The sequence below is a fragment of the Pseudomonas sp. GW821-FHT07G06 genome (assembly GCF_058986625.1).
On the sequence record NZ_JBYSVW010000003.1, the window covers coordinates 133,765 to 151,105 of the forward strand.

The window sequence follows — 17,341 nt, forward strand, 5'->3', positions numbered from 1 at the left end:
GAGTCCAGCCCTTTGAATCTGCTGCAACACATCGCCCAGTCTCGTCACCTGTTACGCAAGTCGGAGCTCAAGGTCGCCGACCACGTGCTGCTTGATCCTGCGGCCGTGATGCACAGCTCCATGGCCGACCTGGCCCACAGCGTGGGCATCAGTGAGCCGACCATCGTGCGTTTTTGCCGTGCCATCGGCTGTTCCGGCTTTCAGGACCTGAAGCTGAAGCTGGCCCAGAGCCTGGCGGCCGGTGCGAGTTTTGGCCAGTTTGCGATCCACGAAGACGATTCGGTCGCCGACTACAGCCTGAAAATCTTCGACACCACCCTGCATACCCTGATGGAGGTTCGCGAGAAACTCGATCCGCTGGAATTGCAGAGGGCGGTGACGTTGATGTCCCAGGCCCAGCGCGTCGAGTTCTATGGTTTTGGCGCCTCGGGTGCGGTCGCGGCGGATGCGCAGCACAAATTCTTCCGCTTGCTGCTTACCGCAGCGGCGTACTCCGACCCACACATGCAGGCGATGTCGGCCGTGACATTGAAGCCGACTGACGTGGCCATCTGCATTTCCCAGTCGGGTCGTTCCAAGGACCTGCTGATCACCGCCAACCTGGTGCGCGAAAGCGGCGCTTCGTTGATCACGTTGTGTCCAAGCCAGACGCCATTGGCCGAGTTGTCGACGGTCAACCTGGCGATCGATGTGCATGAGGACACCGAAATCTACACGCCGCTGACCTCGCGTATCGCCCACCTGGTGGTGATCGATGTGCTGGCGATGGGCGTGGCCATGGCCCGCGGCCCGAGCCTGGTCAATCACCTCAAGAGCGTTAAACGCAGTTTGCGCAGCTTGCGGTTGTCACCCAAGTCGGTGAAAGCGCTGGACGACTGACGTCGTCGTAAGGTCGTTCCGACCTTATTCGCGAGCAGGCTCGCTCCCACAGGAGATCGCGGTCAAAGGTGGGAGCGAGCCTGCTCGCGATGGCGTCCTCGAATACGCCGCAATTTTCATCAGTCTGTAACGCTTGCGCAGCCAAACCGTCATCCCTCGCGCCTATCTTGAAACTCCCGTACTCGCCTTGGGAGACTCGAAATGGCCATGCCCTACGAAGAACGCAACAGCGCTGTCAAAACCCGTCGTCAACAAGAAGACCAGCGCCGTATGGAATTCCGTCGCGCCATCGAAGATCGCTGCGAACGCCGTCAGCTTCTGGCCGAAATTGGCGACTTTCCGGAGTTGGAACTCAACTTCTGGCAGGCATCTCCCTCGACTTCCCGTCGAAACGCTCAACCAGCGCGCTGATCTGGATCCGTTCGCTGCGGATAAACGCCAGGAAGGCGTGAGCCACCGGTGACAGGCGTTTCGCCTTGGCCTGCACCAGGCACCAGCTGCGAAACAGTGGCAGCTCTTCGATGGGTAGCTCGATCAACCCACCGGTTGCCAGCTCAAGGTTCAGGGCGTGGCGCGTCAACAGCGCAACGCCCAGGCCTGCCAGTACGCATTCACGCTGAGCTTCGGCAGACGAGACCTCCTGGGTCTGGTTGAAGTGCACGCGCTTCTCTTTGAAGTATTCTTCGCATGCCAACCGCGTCCCGGAGCCTGGCTCACGCAGCAACAGGGTGTAGGGCTCAAGATCCTGCAGGCGCAGCGGCCCCATATGACACAGCGGGTGATCCGGTGGCGCCACGGCGACGATCGGGTTGTTCAGGAACGGCAGGAACTCCAGGCCCATGTCCTGAGGCACCATGGACATGATCACCAGGTCGTCGCGGTTGTCCGACAGGCGCCGAATCACCTGGCCGCGATTGACCACCGTCAGTTGCAGGTTCACCTCCGGGTGCTGGCGTTTGAATGCGGCAAACAGATGCGGCACGAAATACTTGGCGCTGGATTCCACCGCCAGTTTCAGTTGCCCCTGCAACGAGCCCTGCATGTCCGACAGCTGCATGTCGAGGTTTTCCAGGCGCCCGAAAATGTCCCGGCTGGCTCGCTGTAACGCTTCAGCGGCTTCGGTCATGTAGAGCTTTTTGCCGACATAATCGAACAAAGGCTGGCCAATCAGCTCTTCGAGCTGCCGAATCTGCAGGCTGACGGCAGGTTGTGTGAGCGACATTTCGTCGGCCGCGCGGCTGTAAGATCGCAAATCACAGACCTCATTGAAGATCTGCAATTGCCGCAAAGTCATACGCATCAATGACTTACGCATTATCCGGTCACTCTCGTCGCTGGCTGGTGAATCAACTATAAGTCTTTACTTATGCACGACCCAATTTTTATTCATTTTTGTTAATCCCTTGTGGGCGCTAGTGTGGGCCTGCGACCAAATTGAAACATTTGGTCACTCGTCGACCTGGGTCTAGCAGGTTGTAGGTACCACCGGCTCAAGGGAAACTCCAAGTGATAACAAAGATCCTGATCGCCAACCGTGGTGAGATTGCCGTACGAATCGTACGTGCCTGTGCCGAAATGGGCATTCGCTCGGTCGCGATCTATTCCGACGCCGACCGTCATGCCTTGCATGTGAAGCGTGCGGATGAGGCCCACAGCATCGGTGCCGAACCGCTGGCCGGTTACCTGAACCCGCGCAAGCTGGTGAACCTGGCTGTGGAAACCGGCTGCGATGCACTGCACCCTGGTTACGGATTCCTATCGGAAAACGCCGAACTGGCAGAGATCTGCGCTGAGCGCGGGATCAAATTCATCGGTCCATCGGCTGAAGTCATTCGCCGCATGGGCGACAAGACCGAAGCGCGCCGCAGCATGATCAAGGCCGGCGTGCCGGTCACTCCGGGCACCGAAGGCAACGTGTCGGGCATCGAAGAGGCCCTGACCGAAGGCGATCGCATCGGCTACCCGGTGATGCTCAAGGCCACATCCGGTGGTGGCGGTCGCGGTATTCGTCGCTGCAACAGCCGTGAAGAGCTCGAACAGGCTTTCCCTCGCGTGATTTCCGAAGCCACCAAGGCTTTTGGCTCGGCGGAAGTGTTCCTGGAAAAATGCATCGTCAATCCCAAGCACATCGAAGCGCAGATCCTTGGCGACAGCTTCGGCAACGTGGTGCACCTGTTCGAGCGTGATTGCTCGATCCAGCGCCGCAACCAGAAGCTGATCGAGATCGCCCCGAGCCCGCAACTGACCCCGGAACAGCGCGCCTACATCGGCGACCTGTCGGTGCGTGCAGCCAAGGCCGTGGGCTACGAGAACGCCGGCACCGTGGAGTTCCTGCTCGCCGAGGGCGAGGTGTACTTCATGGAGATGAACACCCGGGTGCAGGTGGAACACACCATTACCGAAGAAATCACCGGCATCGACATTGTCCGCGAGCAGATTCGCATTGCCTCCGGCCTGCCGCTTTCGGTGAAACAGGAAGACATCCAGCACCGTGGTTTCGCCCTGCAATTCCGGATCAACGCCGAAGACCCGAAGAACAACTTCCTGCCGAGCTTCGGCAAGATCACCCGTTACTACGCACCCGGCGGCCCCGGCGTGCGTACCGACACGGCGATCTACACCGGCTACACCATTCCGCCGTTCTACGACTCCATGTGTCTGAAACTGGTGGTGTGGGCGCTGACCTGGGAAGAGGCGATGGACCGTGGTCTGCGCGCCCTCGATGACATGCGTCTGCAAGGGGTCAAGACCACTGCCGCGTACTACCAGGAAATCCTGCGTAACCCGGAATTCCGTAGCGGCCAGTTCAACACCAGCTTCGTTGAAAGCCACCCTGAACTGACCAACTACTCGATCAAGCGCAAACCCGAAGAGCTGGCCCTGGCCATCGCCGCCGCCATCGCCGCCCACGCAGGCCTGTGAGGAATAGAACAATGAGCAAACAAATCCACGTTACCGACACGATCCTGCGCGATGCCCACCAATCACTGCTCGCCACCCGCATGCGCACCGAAGACATGCTGCCGATCTGCGACAAGCTCGACAAAGTCGGCTACTGGTCGCTGGAATGCTGGGGCGGCGCGACCTTCGACGCCTGCGTACGTTTCCTCAAGGAAGACCCGTGGGAGCGTCTGCGCCAACTGCGCGCCGCGCTGCCTAACACCCGCCTGCAAATGCTGTTGCGCGGCCAGAACCTGCTGGGCTACCGCCACTACAGCGACGACGTGGTCAAGGCCTTCGTCGCCAAGGCCGCGGTCAACGGCATCGACGTGTTCCGCATCTTCGACGCCATGAACGACGTGCGTAACCTGCGCGTGGCCATCGAGGCGGTGAAAGCCGCCGGCAAACACGCCCAGGGCACCATCGCCTACACCACCAGCCCGGTGCACACCATCGAGGCCTTCGTGAACCAGGCCAAGCAAATGGAAGCCATGGGTTGCGACTCGGTGGCGATCAAGGACATGGCCGGTTTGCTGACCCCATACGCCACAGGCGAACTGGTCAAGGCACTGAAAGCCGAGCAATCGCTGCCCGTGTTCATCCACTCGCACGACACCGCTGGCCTGGCCGCGATGTGCCAGATGAAGGCTATCGAAAACGGCGCCGACCACATCGACACCGCGATCTCCAGCTTCGCCTGGGGCACCAGCCACCCGGGCACCGAGTCGATGGTCGCCGCCCTTAAAGGCAGCGAGTTTGACACCGGCCTGAACCTGGAGCTGCTGCAAGAGATCGGCCTGTACTTCTACGCCGTGCGCAAGAAGTACCACCAGTTCGAAAGCGAATTCACCGCCGTCGACACCCGTGTGCAAGTCAACCAGGTACCGGGCGGAATGATTTCCAACCTGGCCAACCAGTTGAAAGAGCAGGGCGCGCTGAACCGCATGAGCGAAGTGTTGGCCGAAATCCCGCGCGTTCGCGAAGACCTCGGCTTCCCGCCGCTGGTGACCCCGACCTCGCAGATCGTCGGCACCCAGGCGTTCTTCAACGTGCTGGCCGGCGAGCGCTACAAGACCATCACCAACGAAGTGAAGCTGTACCTGCAAGGCGGCTACGGCAAGGCGCCGGGCACTGTCAACGAACAACTGCGTCGCCAGGCCATCGGCAGCGAAGAAGTGATCGACGTGCGTCCAGCCGATCTGCTCAAGCCGGAAATGGCCAAGCTGCGCGCCGATATTGGTGCACTGGCCAAGTCTGAAGAGGACGTGCTGACCTTCGCGATGTTCCCGGACATCGGTCGCAAGTTCCTCGAAGAGCGCGCGGCCGGAACCCTGACCCCTGAAGTGCTGTTGCCGATTCCGGAAGCCGGCACAGTGGCTTCGGCGGGCGGTGAAGGCGTGCCGACCGAGTTCGTCATCGACGTTCACGGCGAAACCTACCGCGTTGACATCACCGGTGTTGGCGTCAAGGCTGAAGGCAAGCGTCACTTCTACCTGTCCATCGACGGCATGCCGGAAGAAGTGGTGTTCGAGCCGCTCAACGAATTCGTCGGCGGCGGCAGCAGCAAGCGCAAACAAGCCACTGCACCGGGCCATGTCAGCACCACCATGCCGGGCAACATCGTCGATGTGCTGGTCAAGGAGGGCGACACCGTCAAGGCGGGCCAGGCCGTGCTGATCACCGAAGCGATGAAGATGGAAACCGAAGTCCAGGCAGCCATCGCCGGTAAAGTCACCGCCATTCACGTGGCCAAGGGCGACCGGGTGAACCCGGGCGAAATCCTGATCGAGATCGAAGGCTGAGATAACAGTCTCGATACAACGCTTTAAACCTCGGGGGGGCATGTGCTCCCCTTTTTTTATCCATGGCAAAGCAAGACCTTGTGGGCGTCAGCGCGCCTTGGATTCGTTGGGCTGGAGGCTTTTGAAGATCAAAAGATCGCAGCCTTCGGCAGCTCCTACAGGATATACACCGACCCTGTAGGAGCTGCCCAAGGCTGCGATCTTTTGCTTTTGGTTCTTTTAGCCGCGGCACTCAACGAGGCTTTTCAACTGCCCCGACCCCGTCTGGTTCTCATCACTCAACCACTTCTCAAACCCGGCCCCAATCGCCGGCCATTCGGAATCCAGGATCGAGTACCACGCCGTATCGCGGTTCTGCCCCTTGACCACCATGTGCTGGCGAAACACACCCTCAAAACTGAAACCCAAACGCTCGGCCGCATATTTGGAGCGGGCGTTTGCGTTGTTGCATTTCCATTCCAGGCGACGGTAGCCGAGGGCGAAGGATTCCTTGGCCAGCAGGTAAACCGCCTCGGTGCTTTTCGGTGAGCGCTGCATTGGCGCACCGAAAGTGACGTGGCCGATTTCGATGCGGCCCTGGGCCGGGACGATGGACATCAGGCTGAGGATGCCCTGGACTTCGCCGCTAGCGCGATCGATCACGCTGAAGAAGTACGGGTCGCTATTGGCCGCGTGGTTGTTCAGCCAGTCGTTGAAGGCGCTGCGCTCCGGGAAGGGACCGTAAGGCAGATAGTCCCAAAGTTTCGGGTCGGCGCCCGGGCCTTGCAGGGCTTTGAACAGGTCGTCGCCGTGGCGCGCCGGGTCGAGTTTTTCCAGGCGGATGAAGCGTCCTTCGATCAGTTGCGTCGTGGGGGCCGGGACGCCTTTCCAGTTGGCGAGTGAAGTCGACATGTTGTTCTCCTTGAACCTTAAATGGCTTTGCGAAACTGGATGAAACCGGGGCGTTCTGCGATGCGCTCGTAGAGCTGGATCGCGGTGGCGTTGGTTTCGTGGGTCAGCCAGTGCACCTTGTTGCAGCCGTCGGCTTTGGCTGTGGTGTAGACGAACTCGATCAGTTGCCGGCCGACGCCGGCGCCTCGGGTTTCCGGGACCACCAGTAAGTCTTGCAGGTAGCAGGCGTTTTCGATTGCCCAGTTCGAACGATGGTAGATGAAATGCACCATGCCCACGGCTTTGTTGTCAGCCCAGGCGAGGGCGGCGTGGGTCGGTTCGTTCGGGTCGAGCATGCGCTGCCAGGTGCTGTGAGTGACGGCCTCCGGCAGTTCGGTTTTGTAGAAGCGCAGGTAGGCCTGCCAAAGCGGCAGCCACGCCGCGTGATCACCGGCGGTGACTTGGCGAATGTCGATTTGACTCATGGTGATTTCCTTAGCGCATCAATTGGGCGAGGCTCTGGTCATTGACGTCGGGGCTGGCGGCCAGGCCTTCGCGTACGCCGGCGATGTCGGCGGGGCTGCGGTTCTGGCTGAGCTTGCGCTTGCCTTCCAGACGGTCGATGGGAATGGCGAAACCGACGATGGCCTTGAGCATGCCGTCGATGTAATCGGCGGGGGCATCGGCCACGGACCACGGTTGGGCGCGGCCAGCTTCATGGCGGTCGGTGAGGGTGCTGACGATGTCGAGCAGCCGCCCGCCATCGCTAAAGGTTTCGGCTCGGCCATAGGCGTGTACGGCGACGTAGTTCCAGGTTGGCACGACTTTGCCGTGTTCGGCCTTGCTCGGGTAGAAGCCGGGGCTGACATAGGCGTCGGCACCGGCAAAAATCAGCAGGGCTTCGGCACCGTCGCGCAGGTCTTTCCACTGTGGATTGGCTTTGGCCAGATGCCCGTACAACGTGCCGTTCAAGCCTTGTTCGCAATGCAGCAGCACCGGCACATGACTGGCTTGCAGGCCGCTTTCGCCGTGGGTCACCAATATGGCGAGACGGGTGGCGAGGATCAGTTCATGCAGTTGGGACAACTCGTCGATGGCAAAAGCGCGCGGCGTATACATGGAGATATTTTCCTTGGCGAATGTCTTCATCCTAGGCAGGCTATTGGTCTGTTGTAAGAGCCATTAATGACCAATTTCATGGGTCCATTGTCATGACGGATGCGCCGCTTTCCCTGTCTTTCAACCCGGCCGGTATCGAACTCGACCGTCGCCAGGGGTTGAGTCGCCAGCTCTATCAGGCCTTGCGCCTGCGCGTCCTCGACGGACGATTGGCCAGTGGAACGCGTCTGCCGGCCAGTCGTGACCTGGCCGCAGCGCTGGCTATTTCCCGTAACAGCGTGGTACGTGCCTATGATCAGTTGTACGCCGAAGGCTTCATTGAGGGGCGAGTCGGGGACGGCACTTATGTCGCACAACTGCCTCAGGCGGCATTGCCGGCAAAAAAACTATCCACAAAAGTATCCACAGGCTTTTCAACAGGGTTATCAACAGCCTTATCCACAAATTCGCTCGATTTACCTGTGGATCCATCCAGCAAAGTTATCCACAACGATCCATTGGCACGGGTAAAAAACAACCATTTACCCAGTCCGCCGAGCGGTCCGCCACGGGCATTTCGGGTCGGTGTTCCGGCGTTCGACCTGTTTCCATTCGAGGTCTGGGCCAAGCTGAATGCGGCTTTCTGGCGCAAACCGGATTTGCAGCAACTGTGCTACGGCGACCCGGCTGGCGATGCGCGCTTGCGCGGGATGATTGCTGCGTATTTGCGCAGTTCCCGTGGCATGCAGTGCACGGCTGAACAAATTGTGATCACCAGTGGCGCGCAGCAGGGGATCAGCCTTTGTGCACAGCTGCTGGTGGAGCCCGGTGACGGGGTGGCGCTTGAAAATCCCGGGTATCGGGCGGCCGGTCATGCGTTCGCCGTGGCAGGTGCGAAGTTGCATGGGGTGGCGGTGGATGGCGAGGGCATCGACTGCGCTGAACTGGCGCAGCTGCGCGATTGTCGTTTGACCTACGTCACCCCGTCCCATCAGTACCCCACCGGGGTGGTGATGAGCCTGGCTCGTCGTCTGGAGCTGCTGGCCTGGGCCGAGCGTACCCAGGGCTGGATCGTCGAAGATGACTACGACGGCGAGTACCGCTACAGCGGTGCGCCGCTGGCACCTTTGGCGGCACTGGATCGGCAAGGCCGGGTGCTCTACGTCGGCACGTTCGGAAAAGTGGCGTTTCCGGCGTTGCGCCTGGGTTACCTGGTGTTGCCGACAGGGCTGGTGCAGGCCTTTGCCCAACGCCGTGCCGTGGACGTACGCCATTCCGAGGTCAGTACACAGGCGGTGATGGCCGAGTTCATGGCGGCCGGGCATTTCCAGCGGCATATCCGCCGCATGCGCCGTGCGGCGTTGAGTCGCCGTAATACATTGCTCAATGGCTGGCCGGCGGAGATTCTCGGCGTCGGACCATTACCCACCGTCGCCGCCGGGCTGCACATGACCGTCCCCGTTGATAGCGTGGCGCGTGAACGTGAATTGATCGAGTTGGCGCAAAGCGTCGATGTCGAGATCAACGGATTGAGCAGTTATTGGTTGCCCGACTCCACGACGCCGATGGATCAGCGAGCGGGGCTGGTGTTGGGCTTTGCCGCGGTACCCGAAAAGGCAATCGAGGCGGCGCTGCAACGGTTGCGGGCGGTGTGGTGTGTCGGCTGAAGCGCAAGCCAAAAAAAGACCTGCGTAAACGCAGGTCTTGATGATGACGGGACGACGCGGTAGTCAGGTACCGGACTTGATCTTGGTCCAGGCCCGGGTCCGCGCACGTTCGGCATCGCGCGGCAACGGTTGCAGGGTGTAGAGCGTGCTCATTGCCGTGTCGGTCGGGTACAGGTTCGGGTTGTTGCGGATCGCCGGGTCGACCAGTTCCGTGGCGTCCTTGTTCGGGTTCGGGTAGCCGACGAAGTCACTGACCGGCGCAATCACTTGGGGTTGCAGCAGGTAGTTGATGAAGGTGTAGGCGTCTTCCGGGTTCTTCGCGCCCTTGGGTATTGCGAGCATGTCGAACCAGATCGGCGCGCCTTCCTTCGGCAAGCGCATGTCGACGATCACACCGTTCTTGGCTTCCTTGGCGCGGTTGGCGGCTTGCGAGAAGCTGCCGGAATAACCGACCGCGACGCAGATGTCACCGTTGGCAATGTCGGCCATGTACTTCGATGAGTGGAAGTAGGTGATGTACGGGCGGATCTTCATCAGCAGCGCTTCAGCCTTGTCGTAGTCCGCAGGCTTCTTGCTGTTGGGATCGAGGCCGAGGTGTTGCAGGGCCAGCGGCAAGATCTCCGAGGGCGAGTCGAGCAGGGCGACGCCGCACTGCTTGAGCTTGCTGATGTTCTCTTCCTTGAAGATCAGGTCCCAGCTGTCCACTGGCGCGTTGTCGCCGAGCACGGCCTTGACCTTGTCCGGATTGAAGCCGATCAGGATGGTCCCGTACATGTACGGCACGGCGAACTTGTTGCCCGGGTCGTTGGCTTCGATCAGCTTCATCAGCTTGGGATCGAGGTGGTTCCAGTTCGGCAACTTGCTGCGGTCCAGTGGCTGGAACACGCCGGCTTCGATCTGCTTGGCGAGGAACACGTTGGACGGCACCACCACGTCGTAGCCGGAGTTGCCGGTCAGCAACTTGGCTTCCAGTGCTTCGTTGGTGTCGAAAATGTCGTAGACCAGTTTGGTCTGGCTGTTCTGGGCCTTGAAGTCTTCCAGAGCCTTGGGGGTGATGTAGTCGAACCAGTTGTAGACACGCAACGTTCGTTCTTCAGCATGGGCAACGCCACTGAGCACCAGGGCGCCCAGGGCTGGAACGATCAAACGCTTGAGTCTTGTCATTGTTCTAATTCCTCATTGGGCGCTTTCGAAACCTTCGAGAACGTTCACGGCGTTGATGCCGATTTCTTCTACCGCGTAGCCGCCTTCCATCACGAACAGCGTCGGTTTGCCGAGCGCCGCAATGCGCTTGCCCATGGCCAGGTAATCCGGGCTGTCGAGTTTGAATTGCGAGATAGGGTCGTCCTTGAACGTGTCGACCCCCAGGGAGACCACGACGATGTCGGCGCCGTAGCTTTCGATCTCTTTGCAGGCCTGTTCCAGCGCCGCGCTCCAAGTGTCCCAGCCCGAACCCGCGGCCAGAGGATAGTTGAAGTTGAAGCCCTCGCCGGGGCCTTCGCCCAATTCGTCTTCATAGCCGAGGAAGAACGGAAACTCGGCTTCCGGGTGGCCATGGATCGAGGTGAACAGCACGTCGCTGCGCTCGTAGAAGATCGACTGGGTGCCGTTGCCATGGTGGTAATCGACGTCGAGGATCGCGACCTTTTTGTGGCCTTGATCGAGGAAGGCCTGGGCGGCAATGGCCGCGTTATTGAGGTAGCAATACCCCCCCATCAAATCGCTGGCGGCGTGGTGTCCCGGTGGACGGCACAGGGCGAAGGCCGAACGGGCGCCGCGCTGGATTTCCGCCTGGGCGGTGAGGGCGACTTGCGCTGCGCTATACGCCGCCTGCCACGTACCGGCGGTGATCGGGGCGCCGCCATCGAAGCTGTAGTAACCGAGTTCGCCATGCAGGCTAGTGGGTTTGATCCGGCGCAGGGTGCGGGCCGGCCAGGTGTAGGGCAGCAAGTCACCGTCGGTGTTGAACTCGGTCCAGCGTGCCCAGGCGCCTTTGAAGAAGTCGAGGTAGTCGCGGCTGTGAATGCGTTCGATCGGTCCGAGGCCGAAATCCTTCGGCGCTTCGACAGGGCCGAGATTTTGATTTTGCACCCGTGCCAGCACGTGGTCGGCGCGCGAAGGCATTTCGAAGCAGGGCTTGAGTTGCCCGTCTATCAATTCACAACGGCCGTGGTGCAGGTGGTGATCGTTCGAGTAGATCGTCAACATTTTGTTGTTCTCCGCAGGCTGATTCGGTTGAACACAGTCTTGCGGCACGGACGATTTCGGAGAACGGCAGGAAAGGCCAAAAGGGGATTGATATGGCCAAAACATTTGACCGAAATTCGCCCCTTTGAATATCAAAAGATCGCAGCCTTCGGCAGCTCCTACAAAGGCTGCGATCAAGGTCGGAACTGGCTCGGCGCCACACCGCTCCAGCGCACGAACGCATGGCGAAAGCTCGCGGTCTCGCTGAAGCCCAGCGCCTCGGCAATCTGGTAGATCGGCAATTGATCCTCGCACAGCATTTGCTTGGCCTGCTCGAAGCGCAGTTCGTCGAGCAGCTCCTGATAGCTGCAACCCATGTCCTTGAGATGCCGACGCAAGGTTCGCGCCGAGCAATTCATCTGCTCGGCCAGGCCCTCCAGCCCCGGCGCCGCATTCAATTGCGCACTGAGCAATTGGCGGATCCGTCCGAGCCATGCCTGACGCCCGGTGAACTCGATGTTCTGTTTGCGGCAGCGCTCGGCCATGGCTTGATGGGTGATGACATCGGCCAGCGGCAACGGCTGGTCGAGCCAGCGTTTGTCGAAGGCGAAGGCATTGTTGCGCGCGCCGAAATCCAGCGGGCAGTTGAAGTGCTCGGCGTAGCTCGTTTCGTAGTCGGGCGCGGCATGTTCGAAGCGCGCTCCGAGCAAGGGCAGGGGATGGCCAAGCAGGTCGTCGCAGGTGACTTTCAGCGATACGAGGCAGAACTCGGCGTTGAATACCGCCATGGCCGGGCTCTCGCGGTAATCGGCGGCGGCGAACCAGATGCGCTCGCCGTCGTCCTCCAGGCTCAGCTCGAAAAGTGTTCCCAGCAGCGCCGGATAGCGTATCGCCAGGCGCAATGCGTCACCGAAGGTGGCACTGGTGAGCAGGGCGTAACCGAGCATGCCGTAGCAGGAAACGTGCATCCGCCGACCCAGTTCCAGGCCGATGTCGCGCTTGAGGGCAACGGCGTTGGCACAGACCTGCATCTCTTGATTGGTGGTGATGCGCGTGTCGGCCCGGTTCAGATCCGCCGCACTGATGCCGCTGCCGGCCAGCAGCGCTTCGCTGGACAAACCTTGTGCCTTGAAGGCATCGAGTACCAGGGAGACGGCATTGAGGGTGGTGAGGTGGGAGTGGAGCATGAGGACTTCCAGCCTTGGGGATGGCTGGAAGGCAGCAAGTTACATGCCGGGTGAAGTACCTGTGGGAGCGAGCCTGCTCGCGATGACGGTGGGTCAGTCACATCAATGTGAATGGAAGACCGCTATCGCGAGCAGGCTCGCTCCCACAGGGAGGACGAGGGCGTCAGATGAGCTCGCCGCAAAGGTCGAGTTCGACAAGCCGACGGACTTCGTCCGTTTCAAGCCCTGCGCCCAGCAGTGCATGCAACTTACCGAATGCCGCTTCACGGGTCATGCCGCCACCGGACAGCACACCGACACCGCGCAAGCGACTGCCGGCCTCATAGACGTCCAGTTCAACCCCGCCTTCGTGGCATTGCGTCACCGCGACCACGACCACGCCGTTATCCCGAGCACGGCCGAGGCTGGCGAGGAACTCCGGGTTGTCGCTCGGCCCGGTGCCGCTGCCGTAGCACTCCAGCACCAGACCTTGAATGCCGCTGTCGAGCAGGCCATCGAGGATCTCGGCACCGATGCCGGGGAACAGCGGCAACACGGCAACCTTCGCCAGTTGTTTTGCCTGGTTGTAGTTCAACGCTGTTGGCAGCGAAGTGGCTTTCACACCACCGCCCTGTCGCTCCAGGCGCTTGAACGGATGACGGCCAAAACTGCGGACCTTGGCGCAACGGGTCGGGTCCAGCAGTTCGCCGTGGAAGTACAGATGCACGCCCGGCGCGAGGCCCTGGCCCAGTGCAACCAGCGCGCCGCCGAGGTTCTCCCAGGCGTCGCTATCGGTGACACCAGCCGGCAGCATGGATCCGGTAAAACACACGCGGGCATGCAGGCCGAGCAACTGGAAGCTCATGGCGGCGGCACTGTAGGCCAGCGTGTCGGTGCCATGCAGGATCAGCACACTGTCGCAGCCCTGAACATCCACCGCATCGACCACCGCTTCACGCAACTGCTGCCAGTACGCCGGGGTCATGTTGGCGCTGTCGATCAGCGGCGACATCTCGCGAAAACGCCACTGCGGCACGACAAGTTCGGGCTGGCTGTGCAGGTATTCGCGCATCCGCGCTTCAAAACCGGACGCCGGTGCAAGGCCGTGGGCACTGGCCTGCATGCCGATGGTGCCACCGGTGTAGAGCACCATGACGTGCTGGGCGGCAGGGTAGGTCGACGAATTCATGGAGGTGCTCCGAGAACGGTGAGTTCCTGTGGGAGCGAGCCTGCTCGCGAAAGCGGTGTGTCAGTCGACATCAATTTCGAATGTCAGTCCGCATTCGCGAGCAGGCTCGCTCCCACAAGGGATTGTGCACTTTAACCGATCAGCGTTGCGCTGCGGTCACACCTTGCGGCTCAGCCTGATTCTGAGCGGCGGCTGGCGGGTTGGCCGGCCATGCCTGGCGATCCAGATCCAGGTCCGGGAACTTCGCGGAGTCGAACACTGGAGTCTTGATGCCAGCGGCGCGCTGGTCATCGTAGTCACGCAGGATGCGCATGCCGACCTTGAACAGCAGGAACAGCGCGATCAGGTTGACGAACGCGAGCATGGTCATGGTGATGTCGGCGAAGGCAAATACGGTACCGAGGTTTTCGATGGCGCCCCAGAAGATCAGCACCAGTACCAGCGCGCGATAGCCCATCAGCGCCTTGCGGTTTTCGCCGATCAGAAAACGCAGGTTGCTCTCGCCCAGGTAGTAGTTGTAGAGGATCGAGGTGAACACGAACAACGCCAGGGCCACGGAGATGAACATTCGGCCCCAGTCACCGACCACGGCGGCCAGGGAGTTCTGGGTCAGGGCAATGCCGTCGCCTTCGAAGCCCGGGGTGTAGAAGCCCGAAAGCAGGATCAGCAATGCGGTGCAGGTGCAGATCACGAAGGTGTCGAGGAACACGCTGAACGCTTGAACCACGCCTTGCGCCACCGGGTGTTCGACCGCTGCCACAGCCGCCACGTTAGGCGCACTGCCCAGGCCTGCTTCGTTGGCGAACACGCCACGTTTTACGCCCATGACGATGGCGCTGCCGATCAGGCCGCCGAAGGCCTGGTCCAGACCGAAGGCGCTCTTGACGATGGTCATCAGCATGCCCGGCACCTGGTCGAATTGCAGCACGATCACGTAGATGGTCACGCCGATGTACACCAGGGTTTTCACCGGTACCAGCAGGTCGGCGACCTTGGCGATGCGCTTGATCCCGCCGATGAACACCAGGCCCAGCAGCACGGCCAGACCGATGCCGGTGTAAGTGGTGTCGAGGCCGAACGCGTTGTTCAGCGAATGCGTCACGGCGTGTGCTTGCAGGCCGTTGAAGGCGAAGCCGAACGTCACCAGCAACAGGAATGCCATGAGCATGCCCAGCCAGCGTTTCTGCAGGCCGTGCTGGATGTAGTAGGACGGGCCGCCTCGGAAGGTACCGTCGGAGTCGGTGCGTTTGTACAGCTGACCGAGGGAGCATTCGAAGAAGCTGCTGGACATGCCGACCAGTGCGGTCACCCACATCCAGAACACCGCACCGGGGCCGCCAAGGGTCACGGCGATGCCGACCCCGGCAATGTTGCCCGCACCGACGCGGCCGGCGAGGCTGAGCATCAGAGCCTGGAATGAACTGAGTTGCCCGGCGCTGCTTTTGAGGCTGTCGCGGAACACCGCGAACATGTGGAAGAAGTGACGCAGTTGAACGAAACGCGAGCGGATCGTGAAGTAGCTACCGAGCCCGACAATGAGCACGATCAGTACTTTCCCTGAGAGGAAGTCGTTAATGACTTCGAGCATGGATTATTCCTCGCTGTTTTTTGTGTTGGCAAATGCGTGCCGGGCAGACACATCGAGTTACACCGGTGGGCGCACGGCACAACGGGCGGTTCGAAGTTCGTCCCGGTTTCATATCGCGGGTTTGTTATTAGTTCGGGTTTCGCATGGGTTGTGGTCTCGCTACCGACGACCGCTCACGCGAAGAGGGGCGGCACTATACCGATGACAGTGCCGTCCGTCTGCACGGTTGTGGTGCAAGATCAAAAGATCGCAGCCTTCGGCAGCTCCTACAGGGGGCCGCATTTCAAATGTAGGAGCTGCCGCAGGCTGCGATCTTTTCCGCCGGTTAAAAAAAAGGGCCTGGAGAATGATCTCCAAGCCCTCAAAAGGTGAGAGGTGTCTAGTCCCTCGACCTGGTGAGCGGTGCTACAAGTAACGCGACGGGTTAGGCCTTCAGGGGCACCAGACGCGGAGCAATCATGTTTTCCGGGCGCAGGATGTCGGCGAGCATGGCTTCGTCGAGCAGACCTTCTTCGCGCACCAGTTCCAGCACGCCGCGGCCGCTTTCGAGGGCGATACGGGCGATGCGGGTGGCGTTTTTGTAGCCGATGTACGGGTTCAGTGCGGTGACCAGACCGATCGAGTGTTCGACCAGTTCACGGCAGCGGGCTTCGTTGGCGGTGATGCCGACGATGCAGTGTTCGCGCAGCATGTCCATGGCGCGTTGCAGCAGGCGGATCGAATCGAGGATCTTGAAAGCGATCAGCGGCTCCATCACGTTCAGTTGCAGCTGGCCGCCTTCGGCCGCCATGGTCAGCGCCAGATCGTTACCGATGACCTGGAAGGCCACCTGGTTAACGGCTTCCGGAATAACCGGGTTGACCTTGCCTGGCATGATCGAGCTGCCTGGCTGACGCGCTGGCAGGTTGATTTCGTTGATGCCGGTGCGTGGGCCGCTGGACAGCAGGCGCAGGTCGTTGCAGATCTTCGACAGCTTGACCGCGGTACGCTTGAGCATGCCGGAGAACAGCACGAAGGCGCCCATGTCGGAGGTGGCTTCGATCAGGTCGGCTGCCGGAACCAGCGGCTGACCGCTGATCAGGGCCAGGCGCTGTACAGCCAAGGCCTGATAGCGCGGATCGGCGTTGATACCGGTGCCGATCGCGGTGCCGCCCAGGTTCACTTCAGTCAGCAGTTCCGGGGCCAGCGTCTTCAGACGGGCCAGGTCTTCGCCCATGGTGGTGGCGAACGCACGGAATTCCTGACCCAGGGTCATCGGCACGGCGTCTTGCAGTTGGGTACGACCCATCTTCAGGACGTGGTTGAATTCTTCACCCTTGGCCGCGAACGCTTGAATCAGGCTGTCGAGGCTGGCGAGCAGGGCGTCGTGACCGAGCAACAGACCCAGACGGATCGCCGTCGGGTAGGCGTCGTTGGTCGACTGCGCCATGTTCACGTCGTCGTTCGGGTGCAGGTACTGGTATTCGCCTTTTTGGTGACCCATGGCCTCCAGCGCGATGTTGGCGATCACTTCGTTGGCATTCATGTTGGTCGAAGTGCCGGCGCCGCCTTGAATCATGTCCACCACGAACTCTTCGTGGAAGTCGCCGCGGATCAAACGTGCACAGGCTTCGCTGATGGCAGCGTGCTTGGCTTCGCTCAGGTGACCCAGCTCACGGTTGGCGTCAGCAGCGGCCTGTTTGACCATGGCCAGACCGACAACCAGTTTCGGGTAGTGCGAAATCGGAACACCCGAAAGGCGGAAGTTGTTCACCGCTCGCAGGGTCTGGATACCGTAATACGCTTGAGCCGGTACTTCGAGGGCGCCAAGCAGGTCATTTTCTGTGCGGAATGATGCAGCGGAGGACATGATAGAAATCATCTCAATATGGACCCGGGCTGTGCCGGAACGCTGTGAATGCTAGGCTTGTGCAGAATTTTGGGCCAATGCTGTTAAACACTAGCCTATGCATATT

General features: G+C 60.7%; 15 protein-coding genes. 5 read left to right on the forward strand and 10 right to left on the reverse strand.

Annotation, left to right across the window (positions count from 1 at the left end; translation table 11 throughout):
• Positions 1-12: 12 nt before the first annotated feature.
• Positions 13-879 carry a transcriptional regulator HexR gene (gene hexR / locus AC3WJW_RS07210; RefSeq protein ID WP_007954250.1) on the forward strand — a complete coding sequence of 289 codons (867 nt, stop codon included), beginning with the start codon at positions 13-15 and terminating at the stop codon, positions 877-879.
• Between the two features lie 201 nt (positions 880-1,080).
• Complete coding sequence (locus tag AC3WJW_RS07215) at positions 1,081-1,290, forward strand: PA3496 family putative envelope integrity protein (RefSeq protein ID WP_007971698.1); 210 nt, start codon at positions 1,081-1,083, stop codon at positions 1,288-1,290.
• Here the strand turns inward: AC3WJW_RS07215 and AC3WJW_RS07220 are convergent.
• Positions 1,232-2,194, reverse strand: coding sequence for a LysR family transcriptional regulator (locus AC3WJW_RS07220; protein ID WP_007971700.1), 963 nt, complete (start codon positions 2,192-2,194; stop codon positions 1,232-1,234). The genes AC3WJW_RS07215 and AC3WJW_RS07220 overlap by 59 nt on opposite strands.
• 191 nt (positions 2,195-2,385) lie before the next feature.
• Here AC3WJW_RS07220 and AC3WJW_RS07225 point away from each other — a divergent pair, with 191 nt between their 5' ends.
• Together AC3WJW_RS07225 and oadA are read left to right on the forward strand one after the other, a co-directional pair.
• Positions 2,386-3,801 carry an acetyl-CoA carboxylase biotin carboxylase subunit gene (locus AC3WJW_RS07225; protein WP_007971702.1) on the forward strand — a complete coding sequence of 472 codons (1,416 nt, stop codon included), beginning with the start codon at positions 2,386-2,388 and terminating at the stop codon, positions 3,799-3,801.
• Between the two features lie 11 nt (positions 3,802-3,812).
• Complete coding sequence (gene oadA, locus AC3WJW_RS07230) at positions 3,813-5,621, forward strand: sodium-extruding oxaloacetate decarboxylase subunit alpha (protein WP_116579795.1); 1,809 nt, start codon at positions 3,813-3,815, stop codon at positions 5,619-5,621.
• A 219-nt stretch (positions 5,622-5,840) separates the two neighbouring features.
• Here oadA and AC3WJW_RS07235 read toward each other — a convergent pair whose 3' ends face one another.
• Genes AC3WJW_RS07235 through AC3WJW_RS07245 form a run of 3 tightly spaced genes read right to left on the reverse strand, consistent with a single transcriptional unit; the run spans position 5,841 to position 7,610 of the window.
• Positions 5,841-6,512, reverse strand: a complete 672-nt coding sequence (locus tag AC3WJW_RS07235; RefSeq protein ID WP_015097409.1) for a GNAT family N-acetyltransferase — start codon at positions 6,510-6,512, stop codon at positions 5,841-5,843.
• Positions 6,513-6,529: 17 nt separating this feature from the next.
• The gene (locus AC3WJW_RS07240; RefSeq protein ID WP_493725589.1) at positions 6,530-6,976 is read right to left on the reverse strand and encodes a GNAT family N-acetyltransferase; all 447 of its coding nucleotides are present in this window, start codon (positions 6,974-6,976) and stop codon (positions 6,530-6,532) included.
• A gap of 10 nt (positions 6,977-6,986) precedes the next feature.
• On the reverse strand, positions 6,987-7,610 hold the full coding sequence (locus tag AC3WJW_RS07245) for an FMN-binding negative transcriptional regulator (RefSeq protein ID WP_493725590.1): 624 nt from the start codon (positions 7,608-7,610) through the stop codon (positions 6,987-6,989).
• A 92-nt stretch (positions 7,611-7,702) separates the two neighbouring features.
• Between AC3WJW_RS07245 and pdxR the strand changes: the two genes are divergently transcribed.
• Positions 7,703-9,256, forward strand: a complete 1,554-nt coding sequence (gene pdxR, locus AC3WJW_RS07250; protein WP_493725591.1) for a MocR-like pyridoxine biosynthesis transcription factor PdxR — start codon at positions 7,703-7,705, stop codon at positions 9,254-9,256.
• A 63-nt stretch (positions 9,257-9,319) separates the two neighbouring features.
• Here pdxR and AC3WJW_RS07255 read toward each other — a convergent pair whose 3' ends face one another.
• The 6 genes from AC3WJW_RS07255 to aspA all read right to left on the reverse strand — a co-directional run bounded on the left by AC3WJW_RS07255 (position 9,320) and on the right by aspA (position 17,235).
• The gene (locus AC3WJW_RS07255) at positions 9,320-10,420 is read right to left on the reverse strand and encodes a polyamine ABC transporter substrate-binding protein (protein ID WP_102701928.1); all 1,101 of its coding nucleotides are present in this window, start codon (positions 10,418-10,420) and stop codon (positions 9,320-9,322) included.
• A 12-nt stretch (positions 10,421-10,432) separates the two neighbouring features.
• Positions 10,433-11,464 carry a histone deacetylase family protein gene (locus AC3WJW_RS07260; RefSeq protein WP_095964366.1) on the reverse strand — a complete coding sequence of 344 codons (1,032 nt, stop codon included), beginning with the start codon at positions 11,462-11,464 and terminating at the stop codon, positions 10,433-10,435.
• 173 nt (positions 11,465-11,637) lie between these two features.
• On the reverse strand, positions 11,638-12,630 hold the full coding sequence (locus AC3WJW_RS07265; RefSeq protein ID WP_217836727.1) for an AraC family transcriptional regulator: 993 nt from the start codon (positions 12,628-12,630) through the stop codon (positions 11,638-11,640).
• Positions 12,631-12,793: 163 nt separating this feature from the next.
• A complete protein-coding gene (locus AC3WJW_RS07270) occupies positions 12,794-13,798 on the reverse strand; it encodes an asparaginase (protein ID WP_493725592.1) in 1,005 nt (334 codons plus the stop codon).
• A 139-nt stretch (positions 13,799-13,937) separates the two neighbouring features.
• Positions 13,938-15,386 (reverse strand): alanine/glycine:cation symporter family protein, encoded by a 1,449-nt coding sequence (locus AC3WJW_RS07275; protein ID WP_493725593.1) that lies wholly within the window; start codon positions 15,384-15,386, stop codon positions 13,938-13,940.
• A gap of 424 nt (positions 15,387-15,810) precedes the next feature.
• On the reverse strand, positions 15,811-17,235 hold the full coding sequence (gene aspA, locus AC3WJW_RS07280) for an aspartate ammonia-lyase (protein WP_003229645.1): 1,425 nt from the start codon (positions 17,233-17,235) through the stop codon (positions 15,811-15,813).
• Positions 17,236-17,341 lie beyond the last annotated feature (106 nt).

Excerpts from the sequence above, each read along its gene's own strand:
- oadA (WP_116579795.1), top strand. The coding sequence starts at position 3,813 with ATGAGCAAACAAATCCACGTTACCGACACGATCCTGCGCGATGCCCAC.
- AC3WJW_RS07265 (WP_217836727.1), bottom strand. The coding sequence starts at position 12,630 with ATGCTCCACTCCCACCTCACCACCCTCAATGCCGTCTCCCTGGTACTC.
- aspA (WP_003229645.1), bottom strand. The coding sequence starts at position 17,235 with ATGTCCTCCGCTGCATCATTCCGCACAGAAAATGACCTGCTTGGCGCC.
- AC3WJW_RS07220 (WP_007971700.1), bottom strand. The coding sequence starts at position 2,194 with ATGCGTAAGTCATTGATGCGTATGACTTTGCGGCAATTGCAGATCTTC.
- AC3WJW_RS07255 (WP_102701928.1), bottom strand. The coding sequence starts at position 10,420 with ATGACAAGACTCAAGCGTTTGATCGTTCCAGCCCTGGGCGCCCTGGTG.
- AC3WJW_RS07240 (WP_493725589.1), bottom strand. The coding sequence starts at position 6,976 with ATGAGTCAAATCGACATTCGCCAAGTCACCGCCGGTGATCACGCGGCG.
- AC3WJW_RS07215 (WP_007971698.1), top strand. The coding sequence starts at position 1,081 with ATGGCCATGCCCTACGAAGAACGCAACAGCGCTGTCAAAACCCGTCGT.
- AC3WJW_RS07245 (WP_493725590.1), bottom strand. The coding sequence starts at position 7,610 with ATGTATACGCCGCGCGCTTTTGCCATCGACGAGTTGTCCCAACTGCAT.
- AC3WJW_RS07270 (WP_493725592.1), bottom strand. The coding sequence starts at position 13,798 with ATGAATTCGTCGACCTACCCTGCCGCCCAGCACGTCATGGTGCTCTAC.
- AC3WJW_RS07275 (WP_493725593.1), bottom strand. The coding sequence starts at position 15,386 with ATGCTCGAAGTCATTAACGACTTCCTCTCAGGGAAAGTACTGATCGTG.
- AC3WJW_RS07235 (WP_015097409.1), bottom strand. The coding sequence starts at position 6,512 with ATGTCGACTTCACTCGCCAACTGGAAAGGCGTCCCGGCCCCCACGACG.
- AC3WJW_RS07260 (WP_095964366.1), bottom strand. The coding sequence starts at position 11,464 with ATGTTGACGATCTACTCGAACGATCACCACCTGCACCACGGCCGTTGT.
- pdxR (WP_493725591.1), top strand. The coding sequence starts at position 7,703 with ATGACGGATGCGCCGCTTTCCCTGTCTTTCAACCCGGCCGGTATCGAA.